This is a genomic window from Streptomyces sp. NPDC047525, from assembly GCF_040643025.1.
Classification (GTDB): domain Bacteria; phylum Actinomycetota; class Actinomycetes; order Streptomycetales; family Streptomycetaceae; genus Streptomyces; species Streptomyces durmitorensis.
In genome coordinates this window covers 206,833-219,462 of the sequence record NZ_JBEYTL010000007.1, presented here as the reverse complement: position 1 = coordinate 219,462, position 12,630 = coordinate 206,833, and the positions used below count along the sequence as shown (strand labels likewise).

Below are 12,630 nucleotides of genomic sequence, written 5' to 3'. Positions count from 1 at the left end.
TCCCCCCACTTCGGGGACCCGGCAAGTCGATCACTCTCCGCACATCCGCCCCAGGGCAATCCCCCCGCCCCAAGGGCCCCAGCGGCCCCACAGACCCCACCAAGCTCCACCGAGCCCCACCAGCTCACAGCGCCGCAGCCAGCTCCTCCTCCGCGCGAGCCGCCGACCGCCCGAGTCCCGCCCGCACCCAGGCCCGCTTCAGATGCAGGTGCACATCGGCTTCCCAGGTGAACCCCATCCCGCCGTGCACCTGAAGACAGTCCCGCGCGTTGCGCACCGCCGCCTCGTCGGCGAGCAGCTTGGCGCCCGTGATCTCCCCTCCGTCACCGGTGACGGACGCGGCGTACACGGCGGCGCGGGCGACCTCAGCCCGGACGAGCATCTGCGCGCAGAGGTGCTTGACGGCCTGGAAGGCCCCGATGGCCTGCCCGAATTGCGTACGTTCTCGGGCATACCGGACGGCCGTCTCGCAGGTCTTCCCGGCGCTGCCGAGCTGCTCGGCGGCGATCAGCAGGTCACCCTCCGCGTCCGCCGCCCCGCCCTCACCGCCGTCGCCGGGCACCCGATGGAGCGGCGTCAGCGGATCGACGGACCGCAGCGGAACAGCCCCGGACACATCCCCCCGCACCACGTCCGCCTCCTCGAGCCAGGGCACGAGCCCACCCGAGGCGGCCGTCACCACGGTCGCCCCCTGTGCCGCGCCCGCGACATCCCCCGCCGCGAGGAACGTCGCCACCAGCGGCCCGGTAAGCAGCGCACGCCCCGCCTCCTCGAAGGCCAACACGGCCTCCGGAAGCCCCAGTCCGACCCCGCCCTCCGCCTCCGGCACCCGCAGCGAGAAGAACCCGGCGTCCCCGAGCTCACGCCACAGGGCCCGGTCCAGCGAAGGAGCCCCGGAGTCCGCCGCGCCCCGCAGGGCGGCCGCGTCGAACCGCCCTTCCAGGATCTCCCGCACCCCGTCCCGCAACGCCCGCTGGTCCTCGGTCAGTTGGAAGTCCATGCGCCCCCTCACCGCCCCTTCGGGAGGCCGAGCATCCGCTCGGCCACGATGTTCTGCTGGATCTGCGAGGTCCCTGCGGCGATCGTGTACGAGAGCGAGGAGAGCCGGTCCAGGGTCCACTCGTGGCCCAGGTCGAGCGCGCCCGCGGGCCCGAGGACCTCGCCCGCGGCCTCGTAGAGCTCCTGGCGGGCGTGCGAGTACCGCAGCTTGAAGACGGACCCGCCGACCCCCGGCACCCCGCTCCCCGCCCGCTGCGACTCGCTGACGTTCCACTGCGTGAGCCGCCACAGCGCCCCGAACTCGGCGCTCAGCCTGCCGAGCCTGCGCCGCAGCACCGCGTCGCCCCAGCGCCCGTTCTTGCGGGCCTCGCGCGCGAGATCACCCAGGACCCGCCGGCAGGCGACGACCTCCCCCACGAAGGCCGTCCCGCGCTCGTACGACAGCGTCACCATCGTCACGCGCCAGCCGTCGTCCTCCGCGCCGACGCGGTTGGCGACCGGCACCCGCACCTCGTCGAGGAACACCTCGGCGAACTCGGTCGATCCCGCGAGCGTGCGCAGTGGACGGACCGTGATCCCCGGGGCGTCCATCGGCATCGCGAGCCACGAGATGCCGCGGTGCTTGGGCACGTCATCGCTCACCGGGGTCGTCCGCACGAGCAGCTCGCACCAGTCGGCCACCTCGGCGTGCGAGGTCCAGATCTTGGAGCCGCTCACCACGTAGTCGTCGCCGTCGCGCCACGCGCGCGTGCGCAGCGACGCGAGGTCGGAGCCCGCGTCCGGCTCGCTGAACCCCTGGCACCACACCTCGTCGCCGCGCAGGACCGGCGGCAGCCACCGTGCGCGCTGCTCGGCCGTCCCCTCGGACGCGATGGTCGGCCCCGCGTGCAGGAGGCCGACGAAGTTCGCCCCCACGTAGGGCGCGCCCGCCTTCTCCGTCTCCTCCAGGAAGATGAGGTGCTGGGTGGGGGTGGCTCCCCGCCCGCCCGCGTCGACGGGCCAGTGCAGCCCCGCGTACCCGGCGTCGTACAGCCTGCGCTGCCACCCCATGTCGTACGCGCGGCGCCCCGGCCAGTCCAACGGGTCGGGGCGAGGCGGGAGTTGGGGCAGCGTCCGGGCCAGCCACTCACGAAGCCCGGCCCGGAAGGCTTCCTCCTCCTGCGTGTACGTGAGGTCCACGTCCGTCTCCTCCGGTCGTCTCTCCGGCCCTTCCGGGATTACCTGATGGCCCGTCAGGTGGCAGCAGGCTATCCCCGCACCTCTGGACCGACAAGGCGGTGAGGCTTACGCTCTCGGCACGATCTGACTATCCGTCAGTTCAGGGCCGTCCAGAGGGGATCGCATGAGGACCTCGGAGAACGAGACCGCGTACGAGCTGGGAGCGTCCCGCACCCTCTGGGAGCTCATCGAGCGCCGCGCCGCGCTCACCCCCGACGCGCCCGTCCTCATCCAGGCCGCGCCCGACGCCGCCGACGACAGGACGCTGACCTTCGGCGAACTGCGCGACCGCTGCGAGCGCGTGGCCGCCGGGCTCCACGGGATGGGCGTGCGCCCCGGCACCGTCGTGGCCTGGCAGCTGCCCACCCGCATCGAGACCGCCCTGCTCTCCTTCGCGCTCGCCCGCATCGGCGCGGTCCAGTCACCGGTCATCCCCTTCTACCGCGACCGCGAAGTCGGCTTCGCGCTGCGGGAGTCGAAGGCGGAGTTCTTCGCCGTGCCGGGGGTGTGGCGCGGCTTCGACCACGCGGAGATGGCCGAACGGCTGGGCACACGGGGCGTCTTCGAGGCGTACGCCTACGACGATCTGCCGGACGGCGATCCTTCCGTGCTGCCCGCGCCGCCCTCGGAGGGCACTTCCGTGCGCTGGATCTACTGGACGTCGGGCACGACGTCCGACCCCAAGGGCGTGCTGCACACGGACCGTTCACTGATCGCGGGCGGCTCCTGCCTCGCGCACGCGCTGCACCTCTCGGCGGACGACGTCGGCTCGATGGCGTTCCCCTTCGCGCACATCGCGGGCCCCGACTACACGGTGATGCTGCTCCTGTACGGCTTCCCCGCGGTGATGTTCGAGCAGTTCGCGCTGCCGGACGCGCTGGAGGGCTACCGGCGGCACGGCGTGACGGTGGCGGGCGGGTCGACCGCGTTCTACTCGATGTTCCTCGCCGAGCAGCGCAAGCTGGCGCCCGGCGAGAAAGTCATCCCCACCCTGCGCCTCCTCGCGGGCGGCGGGGCGCCGAAGCCGCCGGAGATCTATCACGCGGTCGTACGCGAAATGGGCTGCCAGCTCACCCACGGCTACGGCATGACCGAGGTGCCGATGATCACCATGGGCGCGCCGGACGACACCGCCGAGAACCTGGCGACGACGGAGGGGCTGCCGCCGGAGGGCATGGAGATCCGGGTCACGGACGCCGAGGGCAAGGAGGTGCCCGCCGGGGTCGACGGCGAGGTGCGGCTGCGCGGGGAGGCGGTCTGCCAGGGGTACTTGGACCCCAGACAGAGTGCGGGGGTCTTCGACGCGGACGGCTTCCTGATCACGGGGGACCTGGGGCACGTACGGACGACGGGCCATCTGGTCCTGACCGGCCGGGCCAAGGACATCATCATCCGCAAGGGCGAGAACATCTCCGCGAAGGAGATCGAGGACCTGCTCCACCGGCATCCGGCCGTGGGGGACGCGGCGGTGATCGGCCTGCCCGACCCCGAACGGGGAGAGCGGGTCTGCGCGGTGATCGAGCAGCGGCCGGGGGCCCACGACACCCTGACGCTCAAGGCCGTGACCGCGTATCTGCGCGGGGAAGGACTCTCCACCCACAAGCTGCCGGAGCAACTGGAGCTGGTGGAGGCCCTCCCCCGCAACGAGACGCTGCGCAAGGTGCTCAAGTACAAGCTGCGGGAGCGATTCACACAGGGCTAGCGCACGGACGTGCTCACTCGGGAACGGTGAAGTACGCCGCGAACGCCGCGACGATCTCCTCCTCCGTGACCCGCCCGTCCCCGTCGGTGTCGAGCGAGCCGCCCGCGGCGCTCGCGATGTCCGCGGGGACGCCGAGGGCCTTGAGCGCGCGCTCGACCTCCTGCGGGCTGACCGATCCGTCGCCGTCGCCGTCCGCGACGGCGATCACGGCGTCCAGGAACGGCCGCGCGATCTCGGCGAACCGGGCCGGGTTGTCCCGCAGCCGCTTCACCGCGCCGCCCACGAACTCCGGCTTGGTGATCCGCTGGTCGCCGTCACGGTCGGCGATCCCGGCCATGCCCTGCCAGAAGGCCTCGGCCCCGATGTAGAGGGCCTGCCCCTTCTCGGAGCGTGCCGTCGCGCCGAACTCGGTGAGCAGGGCGGCGGCCGCCGTGCTGAAGTCCTCACGGGAGATGTAGCCGTTGCCATCCTGGTCGAAGGTGACGAAACGGGCCGCGATCTTACGCTCGTACTCGGCACTGTCCATGGTGTTCGGGCCGCCTCACTTCTGCGGTTGGGTGCGTGTGCACAGGGGGTTCCCTGGGTGTCTCTGGCAGCGAGCGTACGTGTTCGGCGACCGCCCGGAGGCGGGAAGCCGACGCTTGTGCCAAGACCGGAACAAGAGAGGTTGTACCAGGAGCCGATCCTTGGTGATCTTTTGGGTCTCCCTTGACCTCTCCTCACGCACCGTAGATGTCTGCGCTTTCACGCGACTGCGCTCCGTGATCCAAACCTCCTGAGTGTCATGATCGGGTCAAAGATCATTTACGTACGCGCAAAGCGAACACACAGTGAGCCGCACCCGACAGTCCGTGCGCGCGAAATCTCAACTGGTCCTGTCGTACGGGGGTGTTACGTTCCTGCCTCCCTTGATCAAACAAGGGGCGACCAACAAAAACGGGAGAACACAAATGAATCGGAAGCTGGCCGTCGGCGCCCTCGCGGCAGGGCTCTTTCTGACGGGTGCGGGGACCGCTTTCGCCACCGCGAGCGGGGGCAACGGGGATGTCGAGGCGACCGCCTCGTGGCACAAGATCCCGACGCTGTCGAGCAGCGGCGTCAAGTTCAAGAACGGCTACTACAAGTTCGAGGCACCCGGCGCCAACCACGGTGCCTTCCACTGGAAGGGCGACCTGCAGGACACCTCCGCCGGCGACGGCCACAACGTCTACGTGCAGGTGAAGGTCGAGGGGTACGACTGGAACCGGTTCAACGGCAAGCAGAAGCGGACCGTCCACAAGGACAAGCTCGTGTACGACGGCGCCGCCCGCTACACCAGCGACGCCTGGATACGCGCCTGCCGTGACCGGGGCTCCTTCCACCCGGACAACTGCTCGGTGACCAAGCACTACAAGCGATAGTCACCACCGGCACGAAGCGGCAGCCCTGACCAGCTGCCACGCATGCACGCCGGGCCCGGGCCCCCGCCCCGGGCCCTTCGCCTTCTTGGGGGAAGCGATCAGTACGTCAGAAGTCCTCAGCGCCACGGGAGTCGACCTCTCCTACGGCTCCACTCCCGCCGTCCGCGACGCCCATCTGACCCTGGCGCGCGGCGAGGTCGCGGCGATCACCGGGGCCAGCGGCTCCGGGAAGTCCTCGCTCCTGTACTGCCTCGCCGGTGTGCTGCCGGCCGCGCGCGGCGAGGTGCGGTTCGAGGGGCAGGCGTACGGCGAGCTCGACGACGAGGGCATCAGCGCGCTGCGCCGCGAGCGCTTCGGCTTCGTCTTCCAGTACGGCGAGCTGCTCCCCGAACTGACCATCGAGGAGAACACCGCGCTGCCGCTGCGCCTGGCGGGACAGCGCAAGCGCCCCGCGCTCAAGGCCGCGGCCGAGGTCCTTGACCGGCTCGGGATCGCCGACCTGCGCGAGCGGCGGCCCTCGCAGGTGTCCGGCGGGCAGAGCCAGCGCGTCGCCGTGGCGCGGGCCCTGGTGCACCGCCCTGCCGTCGTCTTCGCCGACGAGCCGACCGGGTCCCTGGACAGCGCCAACGCCGCCACCGTCCTCAAGGAGTTCCTCGGCCTCGCCCGCTCGCAGGGCACCGCCGTCCTCCTGGTCACGCACGACGCGAACGTCGCCGCCCAGGCCGACCGCAACTACACGATGGCCGACGGCGTCCTCACCGCGAAGGGCGCGTCCGCATGAGCGAGTTCCTGCTCGGCCTGCGGCTCCTCTTCGGCTCCGGGCGCGGCACCCGCGTACGTTTCCTCCTGATGACCCTCGGCGGCTCCCTCGGGGTGTGCTGCCTCGCGCTCGTCCTGACGATCCCCTCGATCCTGGGCGCGCACGACGGCCGGGCCGCCGACCGCGACCCGCAGGTCCACGCCGGCAAGAGGTCCGGGCAGCCCACCCTCGTCCTCGAGCGCTCCGACCCGCACGGCTCGAAGCCGTTCAGCCGCGTCTTCGTCGCCCGGGGCAAGGACGCCGACAGCGTGCAGCCGCCGCCCGGCCTTGGCGAACTGCCCGCTCCCGGGGAGGTGTTCGTCTCCCCCGCGCTGCACGACCAGCTCCGCCGCGAGCCCGGCCTCAAGGGGCTGCTCCCCGGCGAGGAGAAGGGCCTGATCGGCCCCTCGGGCCTGACCGACCCGAACGAGCTGTACGCCTACGTCGGCGCCACCCGGGACCAACTCGGCGACGACGCACGTGCGTTGAAGAGCTTCGGCTCCGAGCACCCGCCCACCACCGCCGTCGAGAAGTCCACCCTCGACATCCTGCGCTTCACCCTCGCCGCCCTCGTGCTGCTGCCGCTCGGCGTCTTCCTCTCGGTCTGCGCCAAGCTCTCCGCCGCGAGCCGCAACCGGCGCCTCGCGGCCCTGCGCCTGCTGGGTCTGAGCGCCAAGGGCACGCAGCGCGTGAACGCCGCCGAGACCGTCGTCGCCGCGTTCCTGGGGGCGCTGCTCGGTCTCGCCGAGTTCTGGCTCCTGAACCAGATCATGGCGAGGACCGGGCTTCCCGGCCTCAAGTGGTACCCGGCGGACGGAGCGCTCTCCGCGTCCACGATCGCCGTCTGCCTGATCGGCTGCACCGCGCTCTCCTGGTTCGTGGGCCGGGCGAGCGCCCGCGCCGCGGCCACCAACCCGCTGAGCACCCGGCGCACCGCGGCCCCGCGCGCACCCCGCGTCTGGGGCGGCCTGATGCTCGTCACCGGGCTCGGCATCGTCATCGGCTACTGCGCGACCGGCCTCACCGACAACCCCGCGCAGAGCACCGGCATCAACTCCCTCCTGGTGCCCGGCGGGGTGCTGCTCACCGGGCTCGGCCTGGTGACGGTCATGCCGCTGCTCTCGTACGGCATCGCCAGGCGCCTGGCCCACTCCGGGCATCTGGCCCTGAGCCTGGCCATGCGGCGCAACGAGGTCGAGCCGGGCAGCGCGATGCGTGTCGTCACGGGACTCGTGCTCCTCGTGTTCTCGGCGTCGCTCGCGCAGGGCGTGCTGGTGGAGGAGCAGCAGATCACCCGGTCCGACTCGCCCGTGCAGGAGTACGGCCTGCGGCTCTCGCAGCTGAGCGCGGACCAGCAGGGGAAGCTTCGGGACATTCCCGGGGTGCGGGCGGACGCGATCGTGATGGACCCGCACACCGACCCGACCAAGGAGGGCGGCGACTGGCAGGCCCCCGCCCTGGTCGCCACCTGCGCCCAGCTCGCCCGTCTTGTCGAGCACTCGGCGGGCTGCGAGGAGGGCAAGGTCCTGCGGCTCCAGGACCCGAACGTGTCCGAGTCGCCCCTCAAGACCTCGACGTACGTGATGAAGCAGGGCGCCAAGCGCACCTCCCTGAAGGTCGATGTGCCCGAGGCCGCCGTCCTGTTCGACGGGTACGACGTCACCAACCTGCCGAGCCCCGGCCTCCTCGTGCCGCCCTCCGAGCTCCCCGCGCACGCCGTGCCCGCCGCGGCCACGCTCGTCCTGGTGAGCAGCTCGGATCCCGGCACCGTGCGCGACGTCCTCGACCGCATCGGCGCCGTCGCGCCCACCGCGGAGGTCGACCCCGCGGGCATCAACATCGACGGGCTCCAGCAGATCACCGTCATCGAGACGCTGCTCGCGCTCGGCATGGTGATGGGCCTGGTCATCGGCGTCGCGGCGTTCCTCGTCTCCGTCACCGACCGCGCCGTGGAGCGCCGCCCCCAGGTCACCGCGCTCTCCTTGATCGGCGCGCGGGCCCGCACCCTGCGCCTCGTGCAGTGCACGCAGGTGGTGCTTCCGCTGGCCGTGGGCCTGGTGCTCGCGCTCGTCGCGGGGAAGCTCGCGGAGTCCGCCTATCTGGTCACCGGCGGCGGCGAGATCTTCTGGGACGGGGCCGGGGTGCCGCTGCTGGTGGCGGCCATGGCCGGGGTGCTCGTCCTCGCGGTCCTGGGGACGCTGCCGCTGGTGGGGCGGCGCATCGACCCGGAGCTGATCCGGCGGGACTGAGCCGTGGGTGCGTCACGGGGTGGCGCTTCACGGGGTACGTGCGCGGGGCGGGGTCACGCGGAGAGCGGGACCGCCTCGTCGTCCACCGCCGCCGCCACGTCCGGGAAGACCTCGAAGAGCCTGCGTACGCCGAGGGCCGCAAGGACGCGGTTCACGTGGGAGCCGTCCTCGGCGCCCTTGGCGGGCAGTATCAGGCGCAGGCGTCCCTGGCAGGAGCGGAAGAGGCGCCGCGTCGCGATGAGCACGCCGACGCCGCTGGAGTCGCAGAAGAGCACGTCCGAGAGGTCGAGGACAAGGCTGTGGCGGCCGTCGGCCACCGCGTCGTGCACGCGCTGGCGCACGACGGGCGAGGTCACGAGGTCCATCTCGCCGGACACCCGCAGGACGGCCCAGCCGTCCTGCTCGTCCACGGCCACCTGCAGCGTCACTCGCACGCCTCTCGCTCGCTGATACCGCTCGCTCGTCGTAGCTCGCCGATGCGGAAGCCTTCCCTACGCTTCCTAGGTTCGCGGCTGCCCCACCTGTTCTCCATGAAACACCAGGAACGCCTGTCCCTATCATCCGAGGCCAGGTGCTGGCGCACTTTGCCGTAAAGGGAGTGCGTTGTCGGTGGTGGCGACTACATTCGATGGAGGGTTTCGATCGGGACGCGCAGTTCGGGCACGCGTCGGTCGGGACGAGCAAGGAACGGCACGCGCAGAGGGGGCCGCATGGCGAAGGACGCGCCGCGTCGCTGGGACCGCCGCATGCAGCAGCGCCTCGCACACGGGGAGGCGGCCGCGCTCGGGGAGCTGTACGACCGCTTCGCCTCGCTCGTGCACGGCCTCGCCCACCGCGTGCTCGGCGACGAGGACGCCGCCGACCGGATCACCCGCGAGGTCTTCGCCCACATCTGGGAGAACCCCGACGCGTACGACCCCAAGCAGGGCCCCCTGCGCTCCTGGGTCGCCACGCTCACCCACCAGCAGGCCGTCCGGCGGCTGCGCCAGACCGAGTCCGCCGCCCTGGCCCGCGGCGGCGAGGGCACCATGGAGGACCTGGAGCGCAAGGTGCGCCGCGCCTCCGCCGCCGCCCGCGCTGACTACATCGTCACGGCCATGCCCGCCCCGCTGCGCGCCGCCCTTGAGCTCGCCTACTTCCAGCGGCGCGACTACCGCCAGACGGCCGCCGACCTCGGCGTGACGGAGGACGAGGCGCGGCGCCGCCTGCGCCTGGGCCTGCAGCTGCTCTCCACGGCGAACGACGCGGCGGGACCGGCGGAACCGCACCCCTCGCCGGGCCGCCCGCACCCCGGTTACGGGAGAGCGCTGTGAAGGGGCCCGACCGGCAAGAACCGTTCGAGGAACCGGACCGCCCCGAGAACGAAGGCGACGGCGACGGCGCGCAGGACCGGGGCGAGCAGAAGGACGCCCGTCGGCCGCCTCGCATACCGATGCCACGCACCTCCATAGAGGACACCGGCAACCCCTTGCCGGATCCTCCCTTCGCGCTCGACCACCGCGTCCTGAAGTCCCTCCTCGGGGCCTGGGCGCTCGCCGCCTGCTCGGTCGACGAAGCCATCGCCGTCGAGGAGCACCTGGGCCACTGCGGCCCCTGCGCGGAAGAGGCCCTGCGGCTGCGCGACGCGGTGGGCCTGCTGCATCAGGAGGAGAGCCTCGACCTCGACCCGGGCCTGCGCAACCGCGTCATCGAGAGCTGCCTCGGCCGGCGCCCGCCGCGCATCCCGGTGCCCGAGTGGGCCGTTTCGTACGACGCGGAGACCGCGCGGCTCGACGCCCTGCTCCGGGACATCGGCGAGTCGGAGTGGCACGCCCCGGTGCGCCTGCGCTGGTTCGACGAGGACAACCCGGTCAGCCGCAAGACGACGGTGGCCGGAGTGATCGCCCATCTCCTCGCCGTCGACGGCCTGGTCGCCCTTGCCCTCGGCCTCGACGACCCGCTGGGCAGGGAGGCACCGCCGCAGACCGACCCGGGCCACCGCACCGAGGCGTACTGGCGCGCTTCGTACTTCCCGCCCACCCGCGCGGTGCGCGGCCCCTGGCGCGAGCAGACCCACGAGCTGATCCGCACGGTGTCCTTCACGGCGGGCGGTGCGTACGGCTCCGGCTCGGGCGGCCTCACCGTCCCGTACAGCGCCCCGGACGACCAGGGCCGCCGCGTCGAGCTGCCGCTGCGGGACTCGATGGTGGACCGCGCCTTCGAGTGCTGGATCCACGCGGGCGACATCGCGGAGGCGGTGGACTATCCCTACGAGCCGCCGTCCCCGCGCCATCTGCACCGCATGATCGACCTCGCCGCCCGGCTGCTCCCCGGCACGCTCGCCGAGCGCCGCCGTTCGGGGCGCGCCGCCCCGTCGCGCGGTCTGGTGGCGGCGGGCGCTCCTGGCCGGAGCCTGCGCCTCGAGGTCGAGGGCATGGGCGGCGGCGAGTGGTTCATCCCGCTCGACTCCCCCGGCGCGAGCGCGTCGGCGGACCGTGAGGTGGCCCATGTCGCACTGGACGGCGTCGAGTTCTGCCGCCTGGCCGCGGGCCACGTGTCGCCGGAGGAGGCGGCAGCGGGCCAGGTCGGCGACCGCGAGGCGATCAGGGACGTACTGTTCGCGGCGGCGTCACTGAGCAGGATGTGACCTTCGCGCAAGGCGGCCCACCCCGAGGCTGGGCACCCCGAGGTCAGGCCCACCTGGCCCACCCCGAGGTCAGGCGAAGACGACCGTACGTCGCCCGTTGAGCAGAATCCTGCGCTCCGCATGCCACTTCACGGCCCGCGCCAGCGCCTGGCACTCCACGTCACGGCCGATCGCCACCAGCTGGTTCGGCGTGACGTCGTGGCCGACCCGCTCGACCTCCTGCTCGATGATCGGCCCCTCGTCGAGATCCGCCGTCACATAGTGCGCGGTCGCGCCGATCAGCTTCACACCACGCGCATGCGCCTGGTGGTACGGCTTCGCGCCCTTGAAGCTCGGCAGGAAGGAGTGGTGGATGTTGATGATCCGGCCGCTGAGCTGCTTGCAGAGGTCGTCCGAGAGCACCTGCATATAGCGGGCGAGAACGACGAGCTCCACGTTCTCCGCGCGCACGAGCTCCAGGAACTGCGCCTCGGCCGCCGCCTTGTTGTCCTTGGTCACCGGGATGTGGTGGAAGGGGATGTCGTACGAGGCGACCAGCTCGGCGAAGTCCGTGTGGTTCGAGACGACCGCCGCGATCTCGACCGGCAGCGCGCCGATCCGCGAGCGGAACAGCAGGTCGTTCAGGCAGTGCCCGAACTTCGACACGAGCAGGACGACGCGCATCTTGTCGTCGGCGCGGTTCAGCTGCCAGTCCATGTGGAAGGAGTCGCCGATCGCCGCGAAGCTCGCGCGCAGCTTCTCCACCGTCACCGGCGGCTCCGCCGAGAAGTGGACCCGCATGAAGAAGAGCCCGGTGTCGTGGTCGCCGAACTGCTGGCTGTCCTCGATGTTGCACCCGGTCATGAAGAGATAACTCGACACGGCGTGCACGATGCCCTGCTTGTCCGGGCAGGAGAGGGTGAGGACGTACTGCTCAGCGGGGTCGGCGGACGCGGCGACGGACGGCTCATTCATGCAGCCAAGGTTCCCACAACCGGCACCCGCCGCGGAGCGGCCCCTATAAGGGGCGCGGGGAGCTGCGCGACCAGCCCCCACCGACCCGCAGGTGTGCTCAGCTCCCGGCCCGCGTCATGATCCGAAGGACCTCCAGCGTCCGCGGCGGCACGTCAGGCTCCTCCCCGTCGCTCGCCGCCAGGCGGACATGCGCGTCCCGCGCCGCCCTGACCGCCTCCGGCCACCCCGGGTGATCAAGATAGGCGGACACCAACGCGTCCGGCCCCACCTCGTGCATGATCCGCAAGACCCGCAGCACCGCCGCGTCGACCAGGGCCGCCTCCTCCTCGTCGCGGAAGATCGTCCCCACGTACTTCTCGGCGGACCAGTTGTCGAGCCACGTGTCCTCGACGAGGCGGTACACGGCGTCGGTCACGTCCCCGTACTCGTCGCGCCCGGCGAGCCAGCACTCACGCTGGAACCCCGGGTCGGAGAGCATGTGCAGCGCCGAGCGCACGTTGCTGCGCCAGCGCCACCATGGCATGTCGTTCGTTGGCATGCCGCCCATGGTGCTTGAGCGACGGCCACGACGGGAAGAGTTCTCCGAACCTTGCACGGTCATCGATCGTACGTTCCCCTTTCGCGGAGCCGAATCGGCCCCTGCCATTCACCTTCTTGTCACCATGCGTTGAGAGCACGTCACT

Annotated in this window: 12 protein-coding genes; 6 read left to right on the top strand and 6 right to left on the bottom strand. The window is 71.7% G+C overall.

Going from position 1 to position 12,630, the window contains the following annotated elements:
- Nucleotides 1-124: 124 nt before the first annotated feature.
- On the bottom strand, nt 125-1,000 hold the full coding sequence (locus tag ABZ833_RS21960; protein WP_361049108.1) for an acyl-CoA dehydrogenase family protein: 876 nt from the start codon (nt 998-1,000) through the stop codon (nt 125-127).
- A gap of 8 nt (nt 1,001-1,008) precedes the next feature.
- Nucleotides 1,009-2,178: an acyl-CoA dehydrogenase family protein gene (locus ABZ833_RS21955; protein ID WP_361049106.1), complete on the bottom strand. Its 1,170-nt coding sequence runs from the start codon at nt 2,176-2,178 to the stop codon at nt 1,009-1,011.
- 163 nt (nt 2,179-2,341) lie between these two features.
- Here ABZ833_RS21955 and ABZ833_RS21950 point away from each other — a divergent pair, with 163 nt between their 5' ends.
- Nucleotides 2,342-3,919: an AMP-binding protein gene (locus tag ABZ833_RS21950; RefSeq protein WP_361049104.1), complete on the top strand. Its 1,578-nt coding sequence runs from the start codon at nt 2,342-2,344 to the stop codon at nt 3,917-3,919.
- Between the two features lie 13 nt (nt 3,920-3,932).
- On the opposite strand, the gene ABZ833_RS21945 is transcribed toward ABZ833_RS21950, so the two are convergent.
- Nucleotides 3,933-4,445, bottom strand: coding sequence for an EF-hand domain-containing protein (locus ABZ833_RS21945; RefSeq protein ID WP_361049102.1), 513 nt, complete (start codon nt 4,443-4,445; stop codon nt 3,933-3,935).
- Nucleotides 4,446-4,869: 424 nt separating this feature from the next.
- Between ABZ833_RS21945 and ABZ833_RS21940 the strand changes: the two genes are divergently transcribed.
- The 3 genes from ABZ833_RS21940 (at nt 4,870) to ABZ833_RS21930 (ending at nt 8,367) form a co-directional block, all read left to right on the top strand.
- A complete protein-coding gene (locus tag ABZ833_RS21940; RefSeq protein WP_249589295.1) occupies nt 4,870-5,319 on the top strand; it encodes a hypothetical protein in 450 nt (149 codons plus the stop codon).
- Nucleotides 5,320-5,404: 85 nt separating this feature from the next.
- Entirely contained in the window at nt 5,405-6,100 is a 696-nt protein-coding gene (locus ABZ833_RS21935; RefSeq protein WP_361049100.1) for an ABC transporter ATP-binding protein, read from the top strand.
- The gene (locus ABZ833_RS21930; protein ID WP_361049098.1) at nt 6,097-8,367 is read left to right on the top strand and encodes an ABC transporter permease; all 2,271 of its coding nucleotides are present in this window, start codon (nt 6,097-6,099) and stop codon (nt 8,365-8,367) included. The genes ABZ833_RS21935 and ABZ833_RS21930 overlap by 4 nt, the downstream gene beginning before the upstream one ends.
- Before the next feature lie 53 nt (nt 8,368-8,420).
- Here ABZ833_RS21930 and ABZ833_RS21925 read toward each other — a convergent pair whose 3' ends face one another.
- Complete coding sequence (locus ABZ833_RS21925; RefSeq protein WP_249589292.1) at nt 8,421-8,795, bottom strand: STAS domain-containing protein; 375 nt, start codon at nt 8,793-8,795, stop codon at nt 8,421-8,423.
- Between the two features lie 282 nt (nt 8,796-9,077).
- On the opposite strand from ABZ833_RS21925, the gene ABZ833_RS21920 reads away from it, so the two are divergent.
- A complete protein-coding gene (locus ABZ833_RS21920; protein WP_361049096.1) occupies nt 9,078-9,680 on the top strand; it encodes a sigma-70 family RNA polymerase sigma factor in 603 nt (200 codons plus the stop codon).
- On the top strand, nt 9,677-10,993 hold the full coding sequence (locus ABZ833_RS21915) for an MDMPI N domain containing protein (RefSeq protein WP_361049094.1): 1,317 nt from the start codon (nt 9,677-9,679) through the stop codon (nt 10,991-10,993). Before ABZ833_RS21920 ends, ABZ833_RS21915 begins: the two co-directional genes overlap by 4 nt.
- Before the next feature lie 69 nt (nt 10,994-11,062).
- Here ABZ833_RS21915 and purU read toward each other — a convergent pair whose 3' ends face one another.
- A complete protein-coding gene (gene purU / locus ABZ833_RS21910) occupies nt 11,063-11,947 on the bottom strand; it encodes a formyltetrahydrofolate deformylase (RefSeq protein WP_361049092.1) in 885 nt (294 codons plus the stop codon).
- 97 nt (nt 11,948-12,044) lie between these two features.
- Nucleotides 12,045-12,548: a hypothetical protein gene (locus tag ABZ833_RS21905; protein ID WP_249589288.1), complete on the bottom strand. Its 504-nt coding sequence runs from the start codon at nt 12,546-12,548 to the stop codon at nt 12,045-12,047.
- Nucleotides 12,549-12,630 lie beyond the last annotated feature (82 nt).